This is a genomic window from Vibrio methylphosphonaticus, from assembly GCF_023634655.1.
Taxonomy (GTDB): Bacteria; Pseudomonadota; Gammaproteobacteria; order Enterobacterales; family Vibrionaceae; genus Vibrio; species Vibrio methylphosphonaticus.
On sequence record NZ_JAMKMS010000007.1, the window covers coordinates 196,976 to 223,187 of the forward strand.

A 26,212-nucleotide genomic window follows, 5' to 3' on the forward strand; every position below is an offset into this window, starting at 1 on the left:
TCATTGAAGTTCATGCGTGGCTTTTTTTATACTGGTCACAAATAATCATGATAAGAGTAAAGTTATGCTAATTGTTGTCTCACCTGCCAAAACGCTGGACTATGAATCTCCTTTGGCAACAGAACGTTTCACCCAGCCTGAATTTATTGAGCAGTCAGCGGAACTGATTGAAGTGTGTCGTAAGCTGACACCAGCTGATGTATCGGCGTTGATGAAGGTGAGTGACAAGATTGCGGGACTGAACGTCGCGCGCTTTGAAGAGTGGGATACAAGCTTTACCACCGAGAATGCGCGCCAAGCTATTCTTGCATTTAAAGGGGATGTGTATACCGGGCTAGACGCAGAAAGTATGTCTGACGCTGATTTTGACTACGCTCAACAGCACTTGCGTATGCTATCGGGTCTATATGGATTATTGAAACCTTTGGATCTAATGCAGCCTTATCGCCTAGAGATGGGAACGAAGCTTGCGAATGATCGCGGTAGCAATTTATATCAGTTTTGGGGGAATCTCATTACGGATAAATTGAATGACGTTCTGGCGGATCACGAGAGTGACATTTTAGTTAACTTAGCGTCCAATGAGTATTTCAAAGCTGTCAAAGTAAAGCAATTAAACAGCCAGGTGGTCACCCCTGTGTTTAAAGATTGCAAAAATGGCCAATACAAAGTGATCAGCTTTTACGCTAAAAAAGCGCGTGGAATGATGGCTCGATATATTATTGATAACCAAATTGATTCTGTGGAAGCGTTGCAGCAATTTGACACCGCTGGCTATTATTTTGTTGCAGATGAATCGACGGCGAGTGAACTGGTATTTAAGCGCGAGGAACAGTGATTTAAACCACGTTGAGTCCGATTATAAAAAATGCCCCACTCACAGAGTGGGGCATTTTTTCACAAGTACTGTTCGTTGGAAAAATACGATTCGTTTGAAAGAGTAAGGTTCTAAGCGCGCGTTACTTCTTTTTCGCAGCTTTTTTCTTGACGGTCTTTTTCTTGTCGTCTTTTTTCACTTTCTTCTTTTTCTTGAACGTTGGTTTTTTATGCGTAGGACGAAGCCCTTCGATAAAGCGCTCTTTGATCGTTTCACTCGTGTAACGTGCCACGCGCTCTATCATTGGCTGGTCGTGTGCTTCAACAATAGAAATCGCGATGCCTTTTTTACCTGCGCGAGCGGTACGACCGATGCGGTGTAAGTACACATCCGCGGTGCGAGGTAAATCATAGTTAATCACGTGTGATACATCGGGAAGATCAATGCCGCGAGCCGCAACATCCGTCGCGAGTAGTACGTTAACTGAGCCATCCTTGAATCGGCTTATCGCGTTATTGCGGCGATCTTGGGGCATTTCACCCTGAATCCATGCACAAGGTATTTGAGCGCTATCAAGTTGTTGACGAAGATCGGCAAGACGCTCACGCGTTTTCAAAAAGACAATCGTACGTTCAGCTTGCTCGGTTAAAATATGCTTAAGCAAGGTAAGTTTGTGCTCTGCTGTGTCGGCACGGTGGTACCATTGCGTGATTTTTTTACGCTCACGTAATGACGGCTCAGCTTTAATTTCTGCTGGGTTTTTTAAAAGGTCGGTAGTGAACCCTTCCACACCACTGCCTTCCAGTGTCGCTGAAAATAGCAGTGTTTGTTTACGCCAGCGACATTCTGCTGATAGACGGTCAACGGTTGGTCCAAAGCCCATATCGAGCATGCGATCTGCTTCGTCAAGGACTAGCCACTCAATAGCACGGCAATCAAAGCGTTCTGCTTCGATATATTCCATCAGACGGCCTGGAGTCGCGACCACGATGTCTTGTGTTTGTGCCAATGTATCGGCGTGCGTGTCGTACGTTACACCACCAGTGATGGTTGCAACCTTTAAGTGGGTATTCTTTGCCAGTGCTTTGGTGTGTTCGGCAACTTGCATCGCAAGTTCACGAGTCGGCGTTAACACAAGGATACGCGCAGGGCCGGCTTTTTTTCTTGGGAAGTCAAGCAGGTACTGGATAGCAGGGATCGCAAACGAAGCGGTTTTACCCGTTCCGGTTGGCGCGGATGCTAGGATATCTTTCGCCTCTAAAGCTTGTGGAATGGCTTCTGCCTGAACCTGAGTAGGGCGTTCATAGCCCATGTCTTCAATCGCTTCTAAAAGGATTGGGTCTAAATCTAATTCGGCGAATGTTCTGATCACTATCGTGTCTCCACAAGACTGAGGGTGTACCTGCACAAAAAAACGACACAGGAAAAGTAGGGCGGCTATTATACTCAAACGCTCGCTAAGCGCACTTACATTTTAAGGTAAAAGTCACCAGTTAGCTGAATAAAGGCGTCAGAATAGCCGCCATTAGGACTATGAATGACTAATTGCTCTTCGATGGTCGTGGTTTGTTGCTTACGTAATGTGAAAAGAATTCGGTTGACCGGTTTCGCCAGTGTTGGGCGAACTAAGCAGCGCCGGCCAATAAACCACCCTTCACTTTGAGCAATCTTGATGAAATGCTCCCCCTCTGTCAGCGGAAGGATAAAGCTGGCTTCTCCGTCGTTGTTGAGCAGGCGATAGCAGCGCGACAGAAGATCGCGATGATCCAGGCTCGAGGTATGTCGAGCGGTTGCCCTTTGCTTAAGTGTCGCTTGCTCGCCTGAATTAAAGTAAGGGGGATTACAGATAATGCCAGAAAAGGTATGTTCAAAATTATGGCTAAGAATGTCCCCTTTAAAGACATGAATTCGGTTTTGCCATTGTGAGTGCGCAACGTTGTTGTTTGTGTCTTCGATGGCGCTGTCTTCGATGTCAATGGCGTGGATCACCCCATCAGGATAACGCTGAGCCAGCATTAATGTCAGTAACCCAGTACCGACGCCAATATCAAGGATTGGGTCAGTATGTTGGAACGTTGCCCAAGCACCCAACATAACACCATCAGTGCTGACTGGCATCCCTGCTCCACCGGAGTGGATTTTGAACTGTTTGAATGCAAAGCTTTTTATTTTACCGGTTCTAGAGGTCATGATTATATGGTTAATCGTTTGCTATTGAGTGAATTAATCTATTGTTAATTAATTGTATGGGTGTATGTTCTGATTGTATGTATATTGTTTTGATAAATGATCGAGATTATATTCCAGTTTTTTTGATTAAACTGGTTAAACAAACTGCTTTTAGCTTGCTTGTATAAATTAATATAGTGTTTTTTTCTGACTCTATTGCTAATCCTAAGTCTATTCGTCATCATGCCGCCCTAAATTATACGGGTAAACAACGATTTTCTCGATAACACACAACATTAACTTATAGGGGTATATCTGTGAATCAGAGCTTAAAAACAACAGATATTATAGCAGTCGGCTTTATGCTGTTTGCATTTTTTCTAGGTGCGGGCAACATTATATTTCCCCCTCTAGCGGGCCAACTAGCGGGTGAAAACTTGTTACCTGCAATGACAGGCTTTCTTCTCACTGCGGTAGGTCTTCCTCTTATTACCATTATTGCTGTCGCGGTGGCAGGGGGCTCTTGGGAGCACCTGACTAAAGATCTGCCAAAGCGTGCAGCTATGTTAATTGCAGTGCTTATCTTTATCATTATTGGTCCTGCATTTGCTGCGCCGCGTACCGGCCTAGTAGCGTATGAAATGGCGATTCGTCCATTCTTTTTGGAAGCGACGCAAATACACCTAACGGTTTTCTCTATTTTGTTTTTTGCGGTTGCCATGTGTTTTGCATGGTCTCAAGGTAAGTTGATTGATGTCATCGGTAAAGTACTGACGCCAGCGCTTTTTGTCGGTCTGATTATTCTTGCTGTTGCGGTATTTGTTGACCCGCAAGGTGACATGATAGCGCCTGTTGGTGATTACGCGACACAACCATTAACAACCGGATTCCTTGAAGGTTATAACACCATGGATACCTTTGGTTCTTTGATGTTTGGTATGCTGATTGTTGATGCGTTACGTAAGAAGGGTATTACTGAGCAAAGTGCAACAACGAAGTACTTGATTAACGCTGCCTTCATTGCTGCTGCAGGTTTAGCATTTGTGTACATTTCGCTGTTTTACCTTGGTGCAACAAGCGCAACCGTTGCCGCGGGAGCGGATAATGGTGGTGCGGTGTTAAGCCAGTACGTTCAAGCCTTATTCGGACCTTATGGGCAAGTTGTCCTGTCTGTAATCGTATTACTGGCTTGTTTGACTACCGCGATTGGTCTTATTTCAGCTTGCTCTGACTACTTCAGTACCATTACTTCAGTAAGCTATAAAAAGTGGGTTGTGATTCTTGGCGCAGCTTGTGCAACGGTTGCTAATATTGGTCTTGCTCAACTGATTTCGTTGTCGGTTCCGGTACTATTTGCCCTTTATCCTGTTGCGATTGCCCTCGTGGCGTTGACGTTTGTTCGCAAGTTCTTACCAAACCCTAAGCTAGCATACCGCGTGGTGATCTTAGTGTCGTTGGCATTCGCATTAATCGATGCAGCTAAAGTCGCGGGTCTAGATGTATCATTCTTTAATTTCTTACCACTGTTTAGCGTTGGTATGGGTTGGGTGTTGCCAACAACAACGGCGATTATTTGTATGGGCTTTATTGGCCGTAATGCAGATGAACTTACTGAAGAAGCGGCTTAGTGGAAGGCTTTAGATTGATATCATCGAATCTATGACATCGCTCGAGACTAATTAGATTCGAGACTATGTAGAATCGAGACTATGTAGAACCGAGATTGAGTCGCGATGAGTATTGATGAATAAAACGGCACCTAGGGTGCCGTTTTTTTGTGTCTCTATTTACTTGACTAGCCTGCAGTACTTGAATTCAGAATTGAACCGAAGCTGGACTAGATAGGCACTATGTTTACAGCGAGGCTTGATATTCAACAAGGATCTGTTCGCACCATGCAGCAATGCGCTCTTCGCTTAGTTCATATTGTGAATCTTCATCGAGTGCTAAGCCAACAAACTTACTGTTATTGTCAATGAGCGCTTTGGATGCTTCGAATTCATAACCCACATTGGGCCAATAACCGATAAAGTTAGCGCCAGTGGGTTTGAGTTCATCATGAAGCATTCCCATCGCATCCAGATACCACTCGCCATAGCCTTCTTGATCGCCGAGTCCGAACAGCGCGACGTACTTGCCTTTTAGTGGTACGCCAGCGATTTGATCCCATATCCCGCCCCAGTCTTCTTGGAGTTCACCAAAATCCCATGTAGAGATCCCTAAGATAAGTAAATCATAGTCGCTCATTTGCGAAATAGGGGTATCTTTTACATTAAATATATCAACGATATCTGGGCCAATAATATCGCGTATTTTCTCTGATGCCATCTCTGTGTAGCACGTCGATGAGCCGTAAAATAATCCTATTTTCATAATCGTTCGCATGGTTGTGAGTCTATGGTATCGGATTCTACCTTTAATTTGCTTAGCGTTGCAGCGGTTATCGAGGATTTATTGAGTTTTATTGGCATTCTCACCTTAAGTCGAATATTCTGTTTTTAGTACTGTATAAACATACAAGAGGTTACAGTGAGTGACGTCAATATCCAAGACCAAGGGTTAGTCGAACAATTTTTGGACTCAATGTGGATGGAGAGAGGGTTAGCAGAGAATACGCTGTCGTCGTATCGAAATGACCTCATTAAACTGCTGGTTTGGATGAATAAACACCATTATAAACTGCAATTTATCAGCTTTTCGGGCTTACAAGAATACCAAACTTGGTTGGTAGACCAAGACTATCATCAAAGCTCTCGAGCTCGTATGCTGTCAGCCATTCGTCGTCTCTTTCAATATATCCATCGTGAAAAAGTGCGTGCTGATGATCCTACCGCGCTACTTATTAGTCCTAAACTGCCCAAACGGCTTCCTAAAGATTTGTCGGAAGATCAAGTGATGGCTCTTCTCGATGCGCCTGACCTGAATAATCCACTTGAGCTTCGTGACAAAGCCATGCTGGAGTTGCTGTACGCCACGGGTCTCCGTGTTACAGAGCTGGTTAGCCTTACCATGGAGAATATCAGCCTTAGACAAGGGGTGGTTCGTGTTGTCGGTAAGGGAAATAAAGAAAGATTGGTGCCAATGGGTGAAAATGCTATTGATTGGATTGGTGAATTTATTGAAAATGGACGACCAGACTTATTGGGGGAGAAAACCTCAGATGTGGTTTTCCCCAGTAAGCGAGCGAAACAAATGACGCGGCAAACATTTTGGCATCGCATTAAGTACTATGCTGTATTAGCGGGTATTGATACTGAGCTGCTCTCGCCGCATGTGCTGAGACATGCGTTTGCGACACACCTATTGAACTATGGGGCCGATTTACGTGTCGTACAGATGTTGTTAGGACATAGTGACTTATCAACGACACAAATTTATACTCATGTTGCAACTGAAAGGTTGAAAAACATTCATAGCCAGCATCATCCAAGGGCTTAATTTTACCTTTTTGAACGCTTTATTCGTTCGGAAACCGTATAAAAATCGATATTTTTGAATTCATGGTGACTTTAATGAGCGTAATGCGCTGTTTGACTCTTTTTTCTCTTCCTTTCTTTGTCACTGCGTGTGGTGCGGAAGAATCTCAACCCACCTCCCAGCCTGCGAAGGTTGAAGTCGCGGCACCGGTGTCTGCCGATGAGACTGAAATTGTGTCTCGCTTTGCCAAAATAGGCATCGAAGTGCTTGAAGTTGTACCCTCTGATATTCAGGGCTTGATGGAAGTACGCACAGAAGGAGGGGTTCTATTTACCTCACCTAATGGTGACCACTTTATCGCAGGGACTTTGTACGCATTAGATAAAGATGGCAATTACAAAGACATCATTGCCGAGCGCCAAGCCCCGCTGAATGCAGAGAAAATCACCCAATATCGCGATAGCATGATTGAATATAAAGCGGATGACGAGAAATACGCGGTAACCATCTTTACCGATATTACTTGTGGGTATTGTGTGCGACTACATAGTCAAATGCAGGGCTACAATGATCTTGGCATTACTGTCCGTTATTTAGCCTACCCTCGTGAAGGGGCAAATGGTCAGGTGGCTGAAAATATGGCAAAGATCTGGTGTGATGAGGATCCAAATACCGCTATGCATGACGCAAAGGTTAACCGCAAGCAGCCAAGCTTTGATGGGGATTTAGCGCAATGCAAAGCAACAATCGCGACACATTATAATTTAGGTCGTGAGTTAGGGATTAGCGGTACGCCGGCTATTTTCTTACCAAATGGTGAAATGGTCGGAGGGTACTTACCACCGGCTGATCTTCTCAAACGCCTTGATAGCATTAAAAAATAAATAGGACATGGGCTCATTATTGGGCCCTTTTGATTTTATGATAGAAATTCAACGCCGTGATCCTGTCGATGTCTCTGCATTACCGGAGACGATCCCTGAAATCCTAAGACGCTTATATCTTTCTCGTGGTATTTCTAGCCTTGAAGAATTAGAAAAAGCGGCCAAGGGTTTGCATTCTTATACTGAATTAGCTGGTATTGATAAGGCTGTAGAGCTTTTGTTTCAAGCGATTCGCGAGCAAAAACGTATTATCGTCGTGGGAGATTTCGATGCTGATGGTGCAACCAGCTCGGCGTTATCAGTATTAGCGTTGCGCATGCTGGGTAGCCGTAATGTGGACTACCTAGTACCGAACCGATTTGAAGATGGCTATGGTTTGAGTCCAGAAGTCGTTGACCAAGTGTTAGATATTGGTGCCGAAGTCATCATGACGGTGGATAACGGCGTTTCTTCGATCTCGGGCGTGAAGTACGCAAAAGAGAAAGGGTTACAAGTGATTGTTACCGATCACCACCTTCCTGGCGGTGAGCTTCCTGAAGTCGACGCAATGGTTAACCCCAATCTTAATGAATGTAACTTTCCTTCTAAGGCGTTAGCGGGGGTGGGTGTTGCTTTTTATCTGATGATGGCGCTATGCGTGGCGATGAGAAAGCAAAATTGGTTTGCCTCACAAGGCATGGCTGAGCCTAAATTGATGGAGCTGATTGATCTGGTCGCGTTGGGCACGGTGGCTGATGTGGTACCGCTGGATAAAAATAATCGAATACTCGTTCATCAGGGCTTACAGCGCATCCGCGCCGGCAAAGCAAGGCCAGGGATTCAAGCGTTGATTGAAATTGCTAAGCGAGATCCTCGAAAGTTAGTGGCAACCGATTTTGGTTTTGCTCTTGGCCCTAGAATTAATGCTGCTGGTCGGCTTGATGATATGTCATTTGGTGTTGAGCTCTTAATGAGTGACAACATTCATGCGGCGAGGCGCATGGCCAGTGAATTGGACGGATTGAACCAAACTCGAAAAGAAATAGAAGAGGGCATGAAACAAGAGGCATTGGCTTTTTGTGAGCGTCTACAGATCAGTGATAAAACCACCATGCCTTATGGCTTAGCACTATTTCAAAGAGATTGGCATCAGGGCGTAATAGGTATTTTGGCGTCACGGATAAAAGATAAATTTCATCGCCCTGTGATTGCGTTTGCTGATGGTGGTGAGGGAAGCATTAAAGGCTCTTGTCGTTCAATCCCAGGATTGCACATGCGTGACGCACTTGATCGTATCGATACGCAAAACCCTGGGTTAATAGCGAAATTTGGCGGCCACGCGATGGCGGCAGGTTTAACGATTCAAGAGAAAGACTTTGAACGGTTTAGCCTGCTCTTTGACCAGATTGTACGTGATGAGCTGGGAGAAACGGCGTTAAAGGGGGTGGTTTTATCGGATGGTGAATTATCACCTGAAGAATTCTCCATGCACACCGCAGAAACATTGCGTGCTGGTGGACCGTGGGGGCAAGCTTTCCCAGAGCCTATTTTTGATGGAGAGTTTAAGGTACTGCATCAAAAACTGGTGGGCGAGAAGCACCTGAAGTTAATGGTTGAGCCGATGCATAAAGGGTTTGGCACCAATATTATGCTGGATGCGATAGCTTTTAATGTGGATTTACGTCGCTGGCCCGATGCGTCAGTAAAAACGGTGACACTCGCGTACAAATTGGACATTAATGAGTTCCGCGGAAATCAATCTCTGCAGCTCATGGTGGATCATATTGAGCCTCGATAGAGACGCTTTTAAAACCGCAAGCTAAATCGATATTTTTCTGTATCTTCATCACATTTTTGAGTAGAATTCTCCGGTTAAATTCTACTCATAAATGCTGAGCGAATATGTTTGAAATCAATCCTATTAAAAACCGCCTACAGGACGTGACCGAGCGCACGAATATCCTGAGGGGGTATCTTTGACTATGATGCTAAGAAAGAGCGTCTAGAAGAAGTCAACGCAGAATTAGAACAACCGGATGTATGGAATGAGCCAGAGCGCGCACAAGCGTTGGGCAAAGAACGTTCATCTCTTGAAGCGATCGTTGAGACCATCGATATACTTGACCAAGGTGTTGAAGATGTGGCTGGTTTGCTTGAGCTTGCAGTTGAAGAAGAAGACCAAGAAACCTTTGACGAAATTGAACCAGAACTGGTAGAGCTAGAAGCGAAGCTAGAAAAGCTAGAATTTCGTCGTATGTTTGCCGGTGATCACGATGCATCAGATTGTTATATCGATTTGCAATCTGGTTCTGGCGGTACAGAAGCTCAAGACTGGACGTCCATGTTACTGCGCATGTATTTGCGCTGGGCTGAAGCGAAAGGCTTTAAGACAGAAGTCATTGAAGTGTCTGACGGTGATGTCGCTGGTTTGAAAGGCGCGACGGTCCGAATTAGCGGCGAATATGCTTACGGCTGGCTGCGGACAGAAACTGGTGTCCATCGTCTTGTTCGTAAATCACCATTTGACTCAAGTGGTCGACGCCATACCTCTTTTGCTTCTGCGTTTATCTATCCTGAGATTGATGACAACATTCAGATTGATATCAATCCTTCTGATCTGCGCATCGACGTATACCGTGCTTCTGGCGCGGGCGGTCAGCACGTCAATACCACAGAATCTGCGGTTCGTATTACACACGTACCAACTAATACCGTGGTTCAGTGCCAAAACGATCGTTCTCAGCATAAGAACAAAGATCAGGCGATGAAGCAGCTTCGAGCTAAACTGTTTGAGTTAGAAGTCCACAAGCAGAACGCTGAAAAACAAGCGAACGAAGATGCGAAATCGGATATCGGTTGGGGCAGCCAAATACGTTCATACGTATTAGACGACTCACGAATCAAAGATTTAAGAACAGGCGTTGAGAACCGCAATACGCAGGCGGTACTTGATGGTGATTTAGACAAATTTATCGAAGCTAGCCTGAAATCAGGTCTGTAAGCTTTTAGCAACTTAACAGGGTACATCCAAATGACTGATGCTGTTCAAAATGAAAACCTACAAGAAGAAAACAAGTTAATTGCTGAGCGTCGTAGCAAGCTGGATCACATCCGCAAAAGCTGCAAAGCGAATGGCCACCCAAATGATTTCCGTCGTGAGCATTTAGCTGGCGATCTACAAGCTGAGTTCGGTGAAAAATCGAAAGAAGAGCTAGAAGAGCTAAACCATATTGTGTCTATTGCCGGTCGTGTAATGGCAAAACGTGGTCCGTTCCTAGCGATTCAAGAGACGTCTGGTCGTATCCAAGCATACGCAGCAAAAGATGTTCAGAAGATCCTAAAAGAACAATATCAAGGCCTTGATATTGGTGACATCATTGGTGTAACAGGGGCACTTCATAAGTCAGGTAAAGGCGATCTTTACGTGAATATGGAAAAGTTTGAACTGCTAACCAAAGCACTTCGTCCGCTACCTGAGAAATTCCACGGTCTAACGGATCAAGAAATGCGTTACCGTCAGCGTTATGTTGACTTAATCGTTAACGAAGATTCTCGTAGCGCATTTATCATTCGCTCTAAATTGGTTTCTTCTATCCGTAACTTCATGAGCTCAAAAGGTTACTTGGAAGTTGAAACCCCGATGATGCATGTTATCCCTGGTGGTGCAACGGCTCGTCCATTCGTGACTCATCACAACGCGCTGGATATCGACATGTATCTGCGTGTCGCGCCAGAGTTGTACCTGAAGCGTTTGGTGGTGGGTGGTTTTGATCGTGTATTCGAAATCAACCGTAACTTCCGTAACGAAGGATTGTCTCCGCGTCATAACCCTGAATTCACCATGATGGAATTCTACCAAGCGTATGCCGACTACAAAGATCTTATGGATCTGACTGAAGAGATGCTAAGCACGGCAGCAATGGATGTGCTGGGCTCTACATCAATGCCATACGGTGATGAAACGGTTGAGTTTGGCGGCACGTATGCTCGTCTAAGTATGTTTGACGCGATTAAGCAGTACAACCCAGATCACGCACAGATCCAAGCGCTAACGGAAGCTGACTTACAAGACCGTGAGCTTATGGTCTCTATTGCAAAATCTGTCCATGTTGATGTAGAAACATTCTGGACATGTGGTCAGCTACTAGAAGAAATCTTTGGTGAAACGGCTGAGCCTCAGTTGATGCAACCAACGTTTATCACTGGCTACCCTGCAGATATCTCACCATTGGCTCGTCGTAGCGACGACAACCCATTCTTTACTGACCGCTTTGAGTTCTTTATCGGTGGTCGTGAAGTGGCAAATGGTTTCTCTGAGCTTAATGATGCAGAAGATCAAGATGCTCGCTTTAAAGCGCAAGTGAATGCAAAAGACGCGGGTGATGATGAAGCGATGTACTACGATGCTGATTACATTACTGCGTTAGAGCACGGTTTACCGCCAACGGCTGGTCAAGGTATTGGTATTGATCGTTTAGCAATGCTGTTTACCAATACTCACACTATTCGTGACGTTATTTTGTTCCCAGCAATGCGTCCTCAGCAGTAATTAGCGGATCAATAAATACCTAAAGCCTCTCTATTGAGAGGCTTTTTTTATGCCAAAAAACAAAAACTGTTGTAGAAAAATCAATAACTTTTGTAGAAAAATAAAAAACTGTGCACTAGTCTTAAATATGAGACAGGTAAAGTCGGCAATAATGTAAGAGTTACCTTGTGAGAATAGTCCTATTCAATAGAATTAACCAGTTGAATCCTAAAAGTAATAATAAGGAATGATGTAATGGGAACCGAGTTTAAGATGGATTCCATCCCCGGCGCTTTAGTGGTAGTGGGGGGAACCTACGAGCCATGGTTATCTGTTTTAGAACAAGCGGGCTGGCGATGTACGCAATGTTCTGATTTGCGTAAAGCCGATGCCATATTTTCTGAAATAGGTCCTTGTATTGGTATTGTGGATTTAACACGAGATGACTTTAGCCTAAATGGGATTGCGAAATTGGTGAGCACCCATAAACAGGTGAGATGGATTGCTTTTATCAGAGAATCTCAATTAAGTTCAGACACTATATGCCAATTCATAGTGAATTTCTGTATCGACTTTTTTACGGTACCTATTCCTGATTCACGCTTAATGGGCACGATTGGCCACCAACTTGGAATGCTTAAACTTGAACAAAAGGTTTGGCCGCATAATGGCAATAATCACGACCTTGGTCTTGTTGGGCAATCCTTACCGGTAAGACGGCTGAGAGACCAGATTAAACGTATTGGCCCAACAGATGTCAGTATTATGATTCATGGAGAGGTTGGGTGTGGAAAGGAAACGGTCGCGAAAGCGATTCATCGCTGTTCTTCTCGTTCACAGAAACCTTTTATCTCGTTGAATTGTCGAGCCTTTTCCGATGCTCGTTTTGAAAATGAATTTTTCGGTTTGCATAATCCGGATCAAATTTCCTTGCTTGAGCAAGCGGCGGGAGGCACGATCCTTCTCAAAGACATATTTACTTTGCAGCCAAAACAGCAAATGAACTTATTGAAATTTTATCAAGAAGGCAAAGTGGAGACGATTAACGGGTGGAAAGAATATGACATTCGAGTGTTAGCTGCTGACTCATCTGATATAGAAAAAGCGCTAGGGGATGGCTTATTTAATGATGAATTATACCACTGTATCAATGTTCTTAGGATTAATGTTCCGAGTTTAAAAGAGCGGGCAACGGATATTGGGGTTTTGGTGAATCATTATATTGGCCAGTTTTCCAAAGAATTTAATTCCCCAGTAAAATCTATTGACGATGATGCGCTTAAGACACTGACTTACTATCATTGGCCCGGTAACGTAAAAGAGTTATTGAATCAGGTTAAACGAGCAGTGTTGATGACAGAAGAAGAAGTGTTGTCTAAGAAGCATTTTGAATTGCCTGGCACATACTCTGGCAAACGTAGTTTAAAGAGCATCCGAGAGCGCTCCGAGCGAGATGCACTAATATTGGTACTCGACAGCCACAATGGTCAGGTAACCCTCGCAGCAAAGGAATTAGGCATATCTCGAGCGACAATGTATCGCTTGCTAAATAAGCACAGCTTAATCACGGAAGAAACATCGTAACTCGTTATTCGTTTAGCTTATCAACCACTGCTTGTCGCGGTGGTTTTTTTTGGCCACGATTCAGGATTATGCGCAGTCGTCTTTTTATTCCCTCCTACAAATTTATTCCCATCTACAAGTTTATTCCCATCTACAAGTTGGTGCTAACCTGTAACGAGCCTGCAGTTTTTAAGTGTGTCGTATAGATATTGGTACCAGTTTCACTTTAGATTGCATTATTTTTGTGAACTGTGTTTTAACAAGAGAATTAATTTATTGATCCGGTTGTTATCTGTTTATTTGAAATGAATCACTATTAAGAGTTACATATTCAATTTATTACTTCATGTTTACGTGGTGAAGCCGTGAGAATATAGAATAATTTATGTTATTGTTTTTCTTTGTAACAAATTTGTTGAAAATAACACCGCTTTGGTTGAATATTAACCATGAACTTCGAGCTCAAACCATTCAAATTATTTCGGATTATTAAGTTAACGTGGAGGCGTAAATGATGAATCGTAACATTACTATCAAAACTATCGCACTTTCACGTGAGTGTATGAAACGACAAGGGATGCATATTGCGCTGTTTTCAGCCAGCCCTGCATTTATGTTTGATACCAATAAACTTTAATACCCGTACCTCTAGAGGCTGCGGAAATAGCAGTCTCCAAAGTCACAGAAGTTTTCTTTAGATCGCTATTTCTCTCCTCATATATTTGTAAAATTAGGAGACACTACTATGCGTACATCTGTTTATCTAACTCTTGCTACTTGGTTAATTAAAGCGGATCTTCACCATGAAGAAAGAGAATGGAAGCGTCGCTATCGCCGCAATGCTTATCAGCTTCCTCTGCATAATGAGCATTTGCTTCGAGATATTGGTTTAGATAGCCAAGGTCGCCCGCTAGGAACAGTGACGGTTGCGCCAGCGATTGTTGCCAAACGTAAGACTCGTCATCTTCGAAGGATGTTGCGATCTACAATAGCGACGTAATCTTAGGCGGGTTGTTATGCTGCCCGCCTAAAAATACCGTTTGCTTGGTTAACAGAGCATGAGCTTACGTTCAAATGTTAACGTCAATTAGGGGCACGGGTTAGAATAACGTGTCCCTACTTCTTGAATATCTCTCATTAGTTCATCAGAAAGCGTAATATTAATGCTATTAATATTGGCTTCAAGTTGAGATAAGTTTGTAGCTCCAATAATATTTGACGCGACAAAAGGGCGTTGATTCACAAATGCTAGCGCCATTTGTGAAGGATCAATATTATGTTTATTAGCGATATCGATATACGCTTGTGTCGCTTCAATACCGAGTGGTGTGAAATAACGAACAAAGCGTTCGAACTCACTACAACGAGCGCCTTTTGGTCTTTGACCATTGAGGTACTTTCCGCTTAAGCATCCAAAGGCAAGAGGGGAATAAGCGAGCAGTTCAACGCCCTCATGATGGCTTATTTCAGACAAACCGACTTCAAAGCTACGATTGAGCAAGTTATAAGGGTTTTGTATGGATACAATTCTCGGTAAGTTGTGCTTTTCTGCTAATTTTAATAAGGACATTACGCCCCAAGGGGTTTCATTAGAAACGCCAATATAGCGGATCTTTCCAGCATTAATTAATTCATTCAGTGCTTCTAATGTCTCGATCAGCGAGACGTCGTCATTCCCATCTGGGTACGGGTAATTTAATTGACCAAAGCAATTCGTTTGTCTTTGAGGCCAATGAAGCTGATAGAGATCGATATAGTCAGTTTTGAGCCGAGTGAGACTATCATCGATAGCTTGATGGATATTACGGCGATCTAAACTTATATTATCTCTAATATAAGGTAAGGTTCTTGGACCAGCTACCTTCGTTGCAAGTACCACCTTTTGTCTTTTATCTGATTGCGATAGCCAATCACCGATGTAGCTTTCAGTTAGCCCCTGTGTTGCTGATTTGGGGGGAACTGGGTACATTTCGGCAGTATCGATGAAGTTGACGCCGCGCTCTAGAGCAAAATCAAGCTGGTCAAATGCGTCTTTTTTAGTATTTTGTTCACCAAACGTCATTGTACCCAAGGCGATTTTGCTAACTTCAAGAGAGGAATGAGGGAGTAATCGATATTTCATTGAGCCTTCCTTGTTACGATGATTTTCTTTCACTATACCGCTTTTATTTAAAACTTCAGTTTAATTCCGACACTTCTTAATTTCTTTTACTAAACTGTAAATTATTAATAAATTCATAAAGCATTGTCCACATAGATGACTACAGGAGGTGGAATATGCAAAAACATCAGCTCGATCGGTGGTTACATGGGTATCACAAAGACAGCTATACCCCACCTAAAGTCTTTGTAATTGGTTGTGCTGATATTTCACATTATTTATTAGCAGTGGAATATAAACATAAACTAGAACCTATTAAGGAAGACGATGAGCCCATTCACTTTGAGTCCCTAGACTCTGTTAAAGAGGTGCTGCAAAAATTGGGCGTTGAGAAGGCTTATCTTCGTTTACATAACGCCTACGACGAATGTGGTAGTGCGGGTGAGATGAATCGCTATTGCGACATTGAACTGAAACTACACTGAATGACTAAAGTAGGTTTCAAGAATATACGCGGTAAACTTGGCTCTTAGATAGAAACCACGCGGTAAGGTTTTGATAGGTTGCCCGTTTACGCCATAAGCGCCAGTCGTTACACGGCTGTTGGCGGCTTTCGGTCGTATCTGCAGAATTTCACCATTATGAGCGGTCAATTGATTGATTTGCCCAAGCGTGATGTGTTCCATCAACTCTTCCCAGTCATTTTTTAGCATTAACTCTTCTTCTGATGATGGGCTCCAAATGAGTGGGGATCCCACGCGTCGGTCTGCAACTGGAATTTCTCTTTCGCCTTCTACAGGTAACCAAAGCACGCGCGATAATTTATTGCGAATATGGCTACGTTCCCATGTCAATCCATGCACACCAACGAGTGGGGCGACACAGACAAATGTCGATTCTAATGGTGATCCTGTATAACTAATTGGAATGCTTTTAAGCTCTATGCCGATCTCTGGAAAATCTTGGGTTGGCTTGCTCCCAGCTTTGGCGCCAAGATGCCATTCTAATAATTGTCCAACCCAACCCTTATCCCGCTTTAGCGTTTCTGGAACATTCATTTTCGCTTCTTGTGCGAGTTTACCAAATGTGAGGCCCGCAATATTTCGGGCTCGAGCCATTAATTCGGCTTCAGATGTCGGGGTTGTTTTCATAGTAACGAACGTAATAAAGATAAATGACCAGTGTAGTTTACCATGGAGTTTGGAGAGTACCTGTACAAAAAAAGATCACAAGAGTAGCCATTTAGATCAATGTATTAGTTATCCACAGCTTGATTTTATATTTCTTTTACTCTTGATTTTCTGTATGAATAAACAGGTATGTTATGGAAATTAGTGCTTGATTATTCGTGATTGACAAAATTGTTAGCGTGCGTGGTGTGGATAAATTCGCCTTTGGTCGATCTTTGACCGATCTAAGATCTTGCTTAAAAAATCTGATCTATAAACGCTAGCGCTTAATTGGAATAAACTTAAGGTGTTGTTATTAAATGTTTTATTTATTACTGGTGATTTTTAATATTACAGTAAGTAAGAAAGCACTGACGAGTTAGAGTAGAAGATCAAAGATTCTTCACATGGTTATTCACAGAAAAGGTGAATAAATGTGGTCTATGTCTCATTGCTGTGTTGATAAGTTATATAGTGAGCAAAACTTATCCATAGATGTTCGATTAACTGGTAAATGTTCAAATTTACGGATGTCTACATTTGCTCAACTTGGGGATATGTGGAAAAATCAAGGTAATGAAAATTTAATTGAGGTTGGCCAGTGATAGATGGCGATGGTTACCGACTAAATGTGGGTATTGTAATCTGTAACAACCATGGTCAGGTCTTCTGGGCTAAACGATACGGGCAACACTCATGGCAGTTTCCTCAGGGCGGTATTGACGAAGGTGAATCCCCTGAGCAGGCCATGTTCCGAGAATTATACGAGGAAGTCGGGTTAACAAAAGACGATGTTAAAATTGTCGGTGTTAGCCGCCATTGGCTAAGGTATAAGTTACCGAAGCGATTGGTTCGTTGGGACTCGAAACCTGTTTGTATTGGACAAAAACAGAAATGGTTCTTACTGCGTTTAGATTGTGATGAATCTAAAATCAATATGCAGCGTGGTAGTACCCCTGAGTTTGATGGTTGGCGTTGGGTAAGTTATTGGTATCCTGTTAGGCAAGTTGTCTCTTTTAAGCGTGATGTGTATCGTCGTGCGATGAAAGAATTTGCTTCTCTCGCAATGCCTTTTAAGGAACGTAAGTTTAAAGGCAAAAGAAAACACCGAAGAGGGTAAGTATGCTTTCGCAACTAAGGGAAATAGTTGAGCACGTGTCTAAAGAAGATAACGTGCATGTGGCCCTCGAGATTTTAGTTAAACAGACTTGTGCAGCCATACATACGGAGTGCTGCACAATTTATTTGGCGAATGAGCAGCAGCAGCGCTTAGAGCTTATGGCGACCCAAGGCCTAACCTTTCAAGGTGATACGATTCATATCAATTTTGATGAGGGCTTGGTAGGGTTAGTAAAGCGCACCGCTGAACCAATCAATATCGCGCAAGCCGCTAAGCACTCCGCGTTTAAATTTTTCCCTCAGTTGGGGGAGGATACCTACAATGCCTTTTTAGGTACCCCGATTATTCACCGCAAGCAGGTGCTTGGGGTACTGGTTATCCAACAAAAACAATCTCGCCAATTTAGTGAAACAGAAGAATCATTTTTAGTGACACTTGCTGCTCAAGTTGCAGTACTTATTGCTCACGCTAAATCACAAGGACTTAGCTTTTTCGACGATAATCAGCTAACGGTGGTTAAGGGGATTGCAGCGTCCTCTGGGGTTGCCATTGGTCCAATGTGGTGGGATAACACTCAGCCAGAGTTGAGCGATGTGTTTCCCGCCTCTGCGCTAGATATCAAACGTGAACAAGAACTCCTTTCGCTTGCGATTGATAACGCCTTGGCGGATTTTAAGCGAATGCGTAAAAAATTGGATCTAGAGCTCAACAAAGATGCGCTCGCGATATTCGATCTATTCACCCATTTACTGAATGATCCGATGTTGCGAAAAGATCTGAAAGCGCAGATAGCAAAAGGGGATAGGGCTGACTGGGCACTTCGCCAAGTCGTTGAGAGTTATGCAAACCGATTTGCCAAAATGTCCGACATTTATCTTCGTGAGCGAGCTCAAGATGTGCGGGAACTCGGTCAGCGATTACTATTTTTCCTCCATAATTCTGAACAGCCAGTACATGACTTTGCCGAACCGATAATTTTGGTTGTGAGAGAGTTAACGGCATCCATCTTAGCATCGGTGCCAAAAGATAAGTTACTTGCGGTTGTGTCGCTTGAAGGGGCCGCGAATTCTCATGCGGCTATTTTATCTCGAGCGATGGGAATACCTGCTGTCATGGGTGTGAGCATTAACCCTGAGCTGTTAAATGGCAAGCTTTCTATTGTTGATGGTTACAGCGGTGAGATATTTCCAGACCCAGCTGCAGAGCTGTTGACTGAATACCGTGAGCTCGTGACGGAAGAGAGCGAGTTGTCTCATATGGTTGAGCAGACGCTTGATCTAGATGCGGCAACGAAAGATGGCCAACGAATTCAGGTGTTACTTAATGCTGGATTAAGTGCTGATACCAGTATTTCATTGAACAAAGGTGTTGATGGTGTAGGGCTGTATCGAACAGAAATATCCTTCCTGTTACAGCAGCAATTTCCTTCAGAGGAAGAGCAGGTTCAGCAATATCGCGCGGTATTGCAAGCTTATCCAACCAAACGTGTTGTGATGCGAACGCTGGATATCGGGGGAGATAAGGCGCTGCCATACCTACCGATTGAAGAGGATAACCCATTCCTTGGGTGGCGCGGTATTCGATTTACCCTTGACCATCCTGATATTTTTCTTATTCAATTACGAGCGATGCTAAGAGCAAGTCAAGGGCTCGACAATTTAAGTATCCTGTTGCCAATGGTTTCTTCGGTTCAGGAGTTAGATGGTGCGATTGCGTTGATTAATCAAGCGTATGATGAAGTCGCTCAATTACAGCTCGATATTCTTCCACCGCAGATCGGTGTGATGATCGAAGTTCCTTCCATGCTTTATCTACTGCCATTTATGGCGGAAAAAGTTGATTTTGTTTCCGTGGGAACCAATGACTTAACACAATATTTGCTGGCGGTTGATCGAAATAATGCACAGGTTGCTGATATCTATGAGACATTACATCCATCAGTGTTAGCTGCGATGAAGCATATCTTTCAAACGTGTCAGTCTCACCAATTACCCGTTTGTATCTGTGGCGAATTAGCCGGCGACCCGCTAGGCGCATTATTGTTAGTGGGTTTAGGATATGACACCTTGAGTATGAATACTTCGAATGTCGCTAAAGTGAAGTACCTTCTTCGTCAAACCACAATGGAAGAATTGAAACACTTAGCCAATCAAGCATTGCTGCAACCGTATGGCGATGCTATTTATAATCAGATGCGAAACTATTTTGAGGAAAAAGGCTTAGCTGGCTTTATTCGTGCCGGTAAATCTTAGTGCCCGCCTATTGGAAAAATTATGAACGTTGAACTTCTTTTGATGCTGCTCGTTTTAGGTGCGGTTGTTGGTACTATGTCAGGTTTGCTGGGTATTGGTGGTGGCTTGATCGTCGTACCTGCGCTCGCTTATCTATTGCCGATGTTTGGCATTTCTGCGGAGCTGGTGATGCAAATCGCGTTGGCGACATCACTTGCATCTATCATTATTACCTCCGGCTCATCAGCCCTGAATCACCTTAAACTTGGCAATGTGGATATCTTCGTTATCAAATGGTTATTACCCGGTGTTATTGTTGGCGGCTTGGTTGGCTCGTTCGTCGCGGATTGGATTCCGTTTCAATACCTACCTAAACTCTTCGCTTTGATTGTATTGGCGTTAGCGATACAGATGATTTTGTCTATATCTTCGTCATCCTCACGGCCACTGCCTTCCCCAGGAGTGACCAGTTGCTATGGGGCAGTAATCGGTATGGTGTCAAGCTTAGCGGGCATTGGCGGCGGTTCGATGTCTGTGCCGTTTTTAAGTAAGCATGGTGTGGAAATGCGCCGAGCCGTTGGTTCATCCTCTGTGTGTGGTTGTGTGATTGCGATCGCAGGTATGATAGGCTTCATCTTCCATGGTTCTAAGGCTGATGGGTTACCAGAATATAGCCTTGGTTATGTGTATGTTCCTGCATTGTTAGCTATCGCGATGACGTCGATGCTAACGACGCGATTTGGCGCTAAGTTGGCAACAACAATGCCAACTCCGAAACTTAAAAAGATTTTCGCGGTCTTCTTAGTATTCGTATCATTTTCAATGATGTTTTAGTCTTTATTACCCAAACTTAAGAGAGCAGTTTATGTCTCAGGGATTTATTGAATTTCCTAGTATTGACCCCGTTTTATTTGAGATTGGCCCTATTTCAGTTCGCTGGTACGGCTTGATGTATTTAGTTGGTTTTGCTTTCGCGATGTGGTTGGCGAATAGGCGTGCAGATAAGCCAGGTTCAGGCTGGACTCGCGAGCAGGTGTCAGATTTACTTTTCGCAGGCTTTTTAGGCGTAGTGATTGGCGGCCGTGTGGGTTATGTGTTGTTTTATGGATTTGATACGTTAATACAAGATCCTTTATATCTGTTCAAAGTCTGGACAGGTGGCATGTCTTTTCATGGTGGTCTACTTGGTGTGATTACCGCTATGCTGTGGTATGCCCATAAAAATGGTCGTACCTTCTTCAATGTGGCTGATTTTATTGCGCCACTTGTGCCGTTTGGCTTAGGGATGGGACGCATTGGCAACTTCATGAATAGTGAACTTTGGGGCCGTGTAACCGACGTGCCTTGGGCGATCGTATTCCCGAACGGTGGTCCGCTTCCAAGGCACCCCTCTCAGCTGTATGAATTCGCCTTAGAAGGCGTGGTACTCTTTCTTATTCTTAATTGGTTTATCAAACGTTCACGCCCTGAAGGTGCGGTATCTGGCTTGTTCTTACTAGGGTACGGGTCTTTCCGGTTCCTTATTGAATATGTTCGTGAACCTGATGCGCATTTAGGCCTATTTGGCGGCTTTATTTCAATGGGACAGATTTTATCGTTACCGATGGTTATCCTAGGTGCGTTAATGGTGGCATGGGCATACAAGGTCAATGGCAACACGACACATAACACAGCAAAGTAGTAGGAATTGTTATGAAGCAGTATTTGGATTTATGTCAGCGCATCGTCGATGAAGGCGTGTGGGTTGAGAATGAACGTACCGGTAAGCGCTGTTTAACCGTTATCAACGCCGATCTTACTTATGATGTTGCTGGTAATGCGTTTCCTTTAGTCACGACACGTAAAAGTTTCTGGAAGTCTGCGGTTGCCGAATTGCTTGGTTATATTCGCGGTTATGATAACGCAGAGGATTTTCGTAAGCTGGGTACCAAAACATGGGACGCCAATGCGAACCTTAATGAAGCTTGGTTGAAGAACTCATATCGTAAGGGCGAAGACGATATGGGACGTGTGTATGGTGTTCAAGGGCGTGCCTGGGCGAAACCCGATGGTGGGCATATCGACCAACTTGGCAAAATAGTGGATGACTTAACGCACGGTGTGGATGATCGTGGTGAAATCTTAAACTTTTATAATCCAGGTGAGTTCCATATGGGTTGTTTACGTCCGTGTATGTACAGTCACCACTTCTCACTGCTCGGTGATACGTTGTACTTAAACAGTACGCAGCGTTCATGTGATGTCCCTCTTGGGCTTAACTTTAACATGGTTCAGGTCTACGTATTTTTAGCGATCATGGCGCAGATCACTGGTAAGAAGCCTGGTAAGGCTTATCATAAAATTGTTAACGGACATATTTATGAAGATCAACTTGAGCTTATGCGTGATGTGCAACTGACTCGAGAGCCATTGGCTCCAGCAACATTCCATATCAATCCAAAGATCAAATCATTAAAAGATTTAGAAACGTGGGTGACGGTCGATGATTTTGAGGTACGTGACTATCAGTGTCATGAGCCAATAAAATATCCGTTTTCTGTGTAATAAAAATGGCCGAGCATTGCTCGGCCATTTTTATAGGTGTCTAGGGTAGGGATTACCAATCAATTTGAGTACGATCGGTAAAGAACCCCGCCGTTGGGCCCTCTTCGTTGAGGGTCGCTAGCCAAACAGCAGTATCAGCACCTTCTCGTGGTGTCTTTGGTCTTGCGTCATTGCCGTAGTCGGGCAAGTCATCGCTATTCATTGCGGAGTCAACCCATCCAGGGCAGCAAGAATTGACTTTAATACCATAGGGCTCGAGCTCTTTAGCAAACAGCACCGTGTTGGCATTAATGCCAATCTTCGATGCTTGGTAGGCGGCGCAAATATCCTCTTTGATGGGGGAGTTCATATCCGAAAGTTGTGCGAGTTGACCAACCTGGCTGGACACATTTACGATGCGTGCGTGTTTGGCGTTCTTTAGCAAAGGCGTGAGTGCTTTCGTCAATAAGAATGGACCAATTTGGTTGATTTCGAGCACTCTTCGGTAGGTGTCTTCATCTAGCTGCGAAGGGTGTTGCCCCATGTCGACTAAGATAGCAGCATTATTGATCAGCACGTCCAACTGACCAAATTGTTCATTGATTAGGTTGGCAATAGCAGGGAATATCGATGACATCGCTAGGTCAAGTTTTAAATGCGAGGCTGAGTAGCCTTGTCGCCTAAACTGATTGGCAAGTGTGCTACAAGATTGCACATCGGCCATAATGACATGGTAGTCTTGTTCCATTAATAGCTGCGATGTGGCGAGCCCAAGACCTTGGTAAGCACCAGTAACTAAAGCAATCTTTTTCATTATGACCCTACTCCCATTTTGATTAACAGAGAGTGTAAAATAAATATCTTGTTTCGGTCAGTAACAAACGCAAGGTTACTTTAGTTACATAGGTAACAGCTAGTCGTAGTATTCGTCTTCAATGATCTCTTCTTCTACGATCTCTTCCTCAATCACATCTTCTTCCACGACATCGCCTACTACTTCACAGGCTTCTTCATCGTAAGCGCCGTCAATAGCACCGCCTACAGCGCCCGCACCGCCACCAATCGCGGCACCAGCTGCTGCGCCCGAACTCCCATCGACGATGCCCCCTACGACGGCACCAGTAATTGCTCCATCAACAGCGCCGTCAATGGCGCCATCTGACGTTTGATCACAGTAATAGGCATAAGAAGGTGAGCTAAGCATAGCGATAAGAAGGAGAGTTTTGATTTTCATAAGGAATTCACATTGTTATTGGATTTTGATAGTAGAGTAAATAACCGCTGAAAAAAACATAACCCATCACAGGTAAACGTTTAGTCAGCATCCTGTGTGTTTATTGCTGTTGATGATAATTAGCTGATCTGTATCGGGTATTTGCATCACTGCCCGTTACCGAGGGCGATGATATTAACGGGCTGAATAGTCGAGGAACCTTGCGAGTGATGGCCAATGTCGCCCATAATGAAAACATAAGCATTTAGGAAGGAGCATACGATGCGATGGTTTGGCGTTTTACTATTAGTGATGTTGGCAGGTTGTAGTAGTGCACCCTCAGAAATAAAAGTCGCGGATGAAAAGTTATTAGTGGCTTATCAAACGGCTGTGCGTGATGCAAATAGCGTTGTCGGACAACCAGCTAGATGGGGAGGGGTTATCGCGAAAATCAGCAACCCTACAGCAAGTTCCAGTATCTTAGAAATCAGTCAATTTGAACTTGATGAAAAGGGTAGACCTGATGAAACACAGCAAGGTTCTTCGCGCTTTGTTGTTAAGGTTGAGCGATTTTTAGAGCCGTCGGTGTTTGTGCAAGGAAAACCAATGACATTCGTTGGTGTTATTGCAGCAAGCGAGACGATTAAGGTTGGTCAGCAAGTGTTGCAAGTACCGGTGCTCAATGCGTCGAATTACTATCTCTGGACGGACGACAAACGCATTAAAACGTACTATATCGGTGATCCCTATTACGACTATTATTATGACCGTAACTATTACTGGGACTATGTGGATGAGGCGGATTTGATAGAGCATTATGACGCATACGATGCCTATGATTACGATGCCTATGATTAAGATGCTTACTAGCGTTCATCACTTCCGTCATCAGATGTAACGAAAAAGCCCAACTCATCGAGTTGGGCTTTGTTTATTCTTTATCGCGTGAGTGCAGCGATGTTGTGTTTTTACCGTGTTTAAGCGGTTAGCGCGAGGATTGTTCCCGGAATAACAACAAATATCGAAGCCAAGTATCCAGCAACAACAGCTTTGTTTTTGATTGCCATCTCTGAAAGGTAGTCAGCCCCTTTAATTGGCAGCTCTCTTAAGAAAGGGATACCAAAAATAAAGATGGTTGAGAATACGTTAAAGACTAAGTGTACCAGTGCGATCTGCAGGGCAAAAACAGCGTATTCGCCAGAAACCGCCGTTGCAGCGAGTAGACCTGTAATACACGTGCCGATATTTGCACCCAATGTAAATGGGTAAACATCGCGTACTTTCAACGTACCAGTACCAACTAGGGGAACCATTAAGCTTGTTGTTGTTGAAGAAGATTGAACTAAGACCGTTACGATAGAGCCAGAAACGATACCGTGGATAGGACCACGACCAATTGCATTCTTCAAAATTTCACGAGCACGGCCTACCATCAGGCTCTTCATCAGCTTACCCATCACGGTGATAGCGACAAAGATGGTTGCGATACCAAGAACAATCAGTAGAACACCACCGGTTACGTTACCAAATTGCATCAATGGATCTTGGATAGCCGAGACAACAGGTTTGGTAATTGGCTTGATGAAATTCAAACCACCCATGCTGACATCACCTGTTGCAAGCATTGGTGAAACTAACCAGTGGGATACTTTTTCGAAAATGCCAAACATCATTTCCAATGGTAAGAAAATAAGTACCGCTAATAGGTTAAAGAAGTCATGAATAGTGGCGCTTGCAAAGGCACGTTTAAATTCAGTATTACAGCGCACGTGACCAAGACTAACCAATGTGTTGGTTACCGTGGTACCAATGTTTGCGCCCATGATCATAGGAATAGCGACGGTGACCGGCAAGCCGCCCGCAACAAGACCAACAATGATTGAAGTGACGGTACTTGATGACTGGATCAAAGCCGTAGCGACGAGACCAATCATTAACCCGGCGACAGGATGAGATGCAAACTCAAACAACACTTTCGCTTGTTCACCCGTTGCGATCTTAAACCCGCTGCCTACCATAGATACAGCGAGAAGTAGTAAGTACAGCATGAATGCCAAGTTAGCCCAGCGTAGCCAACGTGTCGAGTTCGACATAGGTGTTGCAGCTGTCGTTGCTTGGTTAATCATAGTTTTCTCCGTGTGACCTTAATAAGTTTGTTGTAGGTCTGTTGTTGAATCTGCAGCGATAGTAGATCTGAATTATGACAGTAATATGACGATATTATGTCACTCATCAATTACTGCGATATTTGTTGTTTTTTAAATTTAAAAATCGCAATATGTAATCTTAAATATTTGATTTTTAATGGTTAAATTTATATCGAGAAAAGTAGATAAATAGAGGTTTTTTAATGAAAAAATTCGATTTTATCGTTCTTTGCCGATATGAATATGACAAGTATGACAGTTATAACTTCGGCAAAAACGATGTCTTTTGTTGTTTACTGCGGTTTTATCGATAATTGATGGGTTGGAGAGATTTTGTTATAAAAGAGGAGA

The 26,212-nt window shown here is 43.7% G+C and carries 25 protein-coding genes; 17 read left to right on the forward strand and 8 right to left on the reverse strand.

The window, feature by feature from the left end; all coding sequences use genetic code 11:
• Positions 1-64 precede the first annotated feature (64 nt).
• Positions 65-838 carry a peroxide stress protein YaaA gene (gene yaaA, locus M9196_RS10575; protein ID WP_250617506.1) on the forward strand — a complete coding sequence of 258 codons (774 nt, stop codon included), beginning with the start codon at positions 65-67 and terminating at the stop codon, positions 836-838.
• A 121-nt stretch (positions 839-959) separates the two neighbouring features.
• Here yaaA and srmB read toward each other — a convergent pair whose 3' ends face one another.
• Both srmB and M9196_RS10585 read right to left on the reverse strand, forming a co-directional pair.
• Positions 960-2,189: an ATP-dependent RNA helicase SrmB gene (gene srmB / locus M9196_RS10580; protein WP_250617507.1), complete on the reverse strand. Its 1,230-nt coding sequence runs from the start codon at positions 2,187-2,189 to the stop codon at positions 960-962.
• A gap of 95 nt (positions 2,190-2,284) precedes the next feature.
• A complete protein-coding gene (locus M9196_RS10585) occupies positions 2,285-3,007 on the reverse strand; it encodes a tRNA1(Val) (adenine(37)-N6)-methyltransferase (protein WP_250617508.1) in 723 nt (240 codons plus the stop codon).
• 296 nt (positions 3,008-3,303) lie between these two features.
• Between M9196_RS10585 and brnQ the strand changes: the two genes are divergently transcribed.
• Positions 3,304-4,614, forward strand: a complete 1,311-nt coding sequence (brnQ, locus tag M9196_RS10590) for a branched-chain amino acid transport system II carrier protein (protein ID WP_250617509.1) — start codon at positions 3,304-3,306, stop codon at positions 4,612-4,614.
• A gap of 226 nt (positions 4,615-4,840) precedes the next feature.
• On the opposite strand, the gene fldB is transcribed toward brnQ, so the two are convergent.
• Entirely contained in the window at positions 4,841-5,359 is a 519-nt protein-coding gene (gene fldB / locus M9196_RS10595) for a flavodoxin FldB (RefSeq protein ID WP_250617510.1), read from the reverse strand.
• Positions 5,360-5,515: 156 nt separating this feature from the next.
• Here fldB and xerD point away from each other — a divergent pair, with 156 nt between their 5' ends.
• The 8 genes from xerD to M9196_RS10630 all read left to right on the forward strand — a co-directional run bounded on the left by xerD (position 5,516) and on the right by M9196_RS10630 (position 14,357).
• A complete protein-coding gene (gene xerD / locus M9196_RS10600) occupies positions 5,516-6,424 on the forward strand; it encodes a site-specific tyrosine recombinase XerD (protein WP_406707669.1) in 909 nt (302 codons plus the stop codon).
• Positions 6,425-6,498: 74 nt separating this feature from the next.
• On the forward strand, positions 6,499-7,287 hold the full coding sequence (gene dsbC, locus M9196_RS10605; RefSeq protein WP_250617511.1) for a bifunctional protein-disulfide isomerase/oxidoreductase DsbC: 789 nt from the start codon (positions 6,499-6,501) through the stop codon (positions 7,285-7,287).
• A gap of 37 nt (positions 7,288-7,324) precedes the next feature.
• Complete coding sequence (gene recJ, locus M9196_RS10610) at positions 7,325-9,064, forward strand: single-stranded-DNA-specific exonuclease RecJ (protein WP_250617566.1); 1,740 nt, start codon at positions 7,325-7,327, stop codon at positions 9,062-9,064.
• A gap of 104 nt (positions 9,065-9,168) precedes the next feature.
• A protein-coding gene (prfB, locus tag M9196_RS10615; protein WP_250617512.1) for a peptide chain release factor 2 occupies positions 9,169-10,267 on the forward strand; the annotation gives its coding sequence in 2 pieces (ribosomal slippage) (positions 9,169-9,243 and positions 9,245-10,267; 1,098 coding nt in all).
• A 30-nt stretch (positions 10,268-10,297) separates the two neighbouring features.
• Positions 10,298-11,815, forward strand: a complete 1,518-nt coding sequence (gene lysS / locus M9196_RS10620) for a lysine--tRNA ligase (RefSeq protein ID WP_250617513.1) — start codon at positions 10,298-10,300, stop codon at positions 11,813-11,815.
• Positions 11,816-12,049: 234 nt separating this feature from the next.
• Positions 12,050-13,378, forward strand: a complete 1,329-nt coding sequence (locus M9196_RS10625) for a sigma-54-dependent transcriptional regulator (RefSeq protein ID WP_250617514.1) — start codon at positions 12,050-12,052, stop codon at positions 13,376-13,378.
• Positions 13,379-13,868: 490 nt separating this feature from the next.
• Positions 13,869-13,994: a hypothetical protein gene (locus M9196_RS23520; RefSeq protein ID WP_284677155.1), complete on the forward strand. Its 126-nt coding sequence runs from the start codon at positions 13,869-13,871 to the stop codon at positions 13,992-13,994.
• 108 nt (positions 13,995-14,102) lie between these two features.
• On the forward strand, positions 14,103-14,357 hold the full coding sequence (locus M9196_RS10630) for a DUF1127 domain-containing protein (RefSeq protein ID WP_250617515.1): 255 nt from the start codon (positions 14,103-14,105) through the stop codon (positions 14,355-14,357).
• An 87-nt stretch (positions 14,358-14,444) separates the two neighbouring features.
• On the opposite strand, the gene M9196_RS10635 is transcribed toward M9196_RS10630, so the two are convergent.
• The gene (locus M9196_RS10635) at positions 14,445-15,479 is read right to left on the reverse strand and encodes an NADP(H)-dependent aldo-keto reductase (RefSeq protein WP_250617516.1); all 1,035 of its coding nucleotides are present in this window, start codon (positions 15,477-15,479) and stop codon (positions 14,445-14,447) included.
• A 155-nt stretch (positions 15,480-15,634) separates the two neighbouring features.
• Between M9196_RS10635 and M9196_RS10640 the strand changes: the two genes are divergently transcribed.
• On the forward strand, positions 15,635-15,943 hold the full coding sequence (locus tag M9196_RS10640; protein WP_250617517.1) for a DUF6482 family protein: 309 nt from the start codon (positions 15,635-15,637) through the stop codon (positions 15,941-15,943).
• Here the strand turns inward: M9196_RS10640 and mutH are convergent.
• A complete protein-coding gene (mutH, locus tag M9196_RS10645; RefSeq protein WP_250617518.1) occupies positions 15,935-16,609 on the reverse strand; it encodes a DNA mismatch repair endonuclease MutH in 675 nt (224 codons plus the stop codon). The two genes, M9196_RS10640 and mutH, sit on opposite strands and share 9 nt — an antisense overlap.
• Before the next feature lie 619 nt (positions 16,610-17,228).
• Between mutH and rppH the strand changes: the two genes are divergently transcribed.
• The 5 genes from rppH to M9196_RS10670 are packed head-to-tail and all read left to right on the forward strand — an operon-like array spanning position 17,229 to position 22,522.
• A complete protein-coding gene (rppH, locus tag M9196_RS10650; RefSeq protein ID WP_250617519.1) occupies positions 17,229-17,747 on the forward strand; it encodes an RNA pyrophosphohydrolase in 519 nt (172 codons plus the stop codon).
• A 2-nt stretch (positions 17,748-17,749) separates the two neighbouring features.
• Positions 17,750-19,999, forward strand: a complete 2,250-nt coding sequence (gene ptsP, locus M9196_RS10655) for a phosphoenolpyruvate--protein phosphotransferase (RefSeq protein WP_250617520.1) — start codon at positions 17,750-17,752, stop codon at positions 19,997-19,999.
• Positions 20,000-20,020: 21 nt separating this feature from the next.
• Entirely contained in the window at positions 20,021-20,812 is a 792-nt protein-coding gene (locus tag M9196_RS10660) for a sulfite exporter TauE/SafE family protein (protein ID WP_250617521.1), read from the forward strand.
• A gap of 31 nt (positions 20,813-20,843) precedes the next feature.
• Positions 20,844-21,659, forward strand: a complete 816-nt coding sequence (gene lgt / locus M9196_RS10665) for a prolipoprotein diacylglyceryl transferase (protein WP_250617522.1) — start codon at positions 20,844-20,846, stop codon at positions 21,657-21,659.
• A gap of 11 nt (positions 21,660-21,670) precedes the next feature.
• The gene (locus tag M9196_RS10670; RefSeq protein WP_250617523.1) at positions 21,671-22,522 is read left to right on the forward strand and encodes a thymidylate synthase; all 852 of its coding nucleotides are present in this window, start codon (positions 21,671-21,673) and stop codon (positions 22,520-22,522) included.
• A gap of 52 nt (positions 22,523-22,574) precedes the next feature.
• Here the strand turns inward: M9196_RS10670 and M9196_RS10675 are convergent, their stop codons facing one another.
• Both M9196_RS10675 and M9196_RS10680 read right to left on the reverse strand, forming a co-directional pair.
• Complete coding sequence (locus M9196_RS10675) at positions 22,575-23,315, reverse strand: SDR family NAD(P)-dependent oxidoreductase (RefSeq protein WP_250617524.1); 741 nt, start codon at positions 23,313-23,315, stop codon at positions 22,575-22,577.
• Between the two features lie 99 nt (positions 23,316-23,414).
• The gene (locus M9196_RS10680; protein WP_250617525.1) at positions 23,415-23,735 is read right to left on the reverse strand and encodes a glycine zipper domain-containing protein; all 321 of its coding nucleotides are present in this window, start codon (positions 23,733-23,735) and stop codon (positions 23,415-23,417) included.
• A gap of 261 nt (positions 23,736-23,996) precedes the next feature.
• Between M9196_RS10680 and M9196_RS10685 the strand changes: the two genes are divergently transcribed.
• Positions 23,997-24,572, forward strand: a complete 576-nt coding sequence (locus M9196_RS10685; RefSeq protein WP_250617526.1) for a Slp family lipoprotein — start codon at positions 23,997-23,999, stop codon at positions 24,570-24,572.
• 119 nt (positions 24,573-24,691) lie between these two features.
• On the opposite strand, the gene M9196_RS10690 is transcribed toward M9196_RS10685, so the two are convergent.
• Entirely contained in the window at positions 24,692-25,837 is a 1,146-nt protein-coding gene (locus tag M9196_RS10690; protein ID WP_250617567.1) for a Na/Pi symporter, read from the reverse strand.
• Positions 25,838-26,212 lie beyond the last annotated feature (375 nt).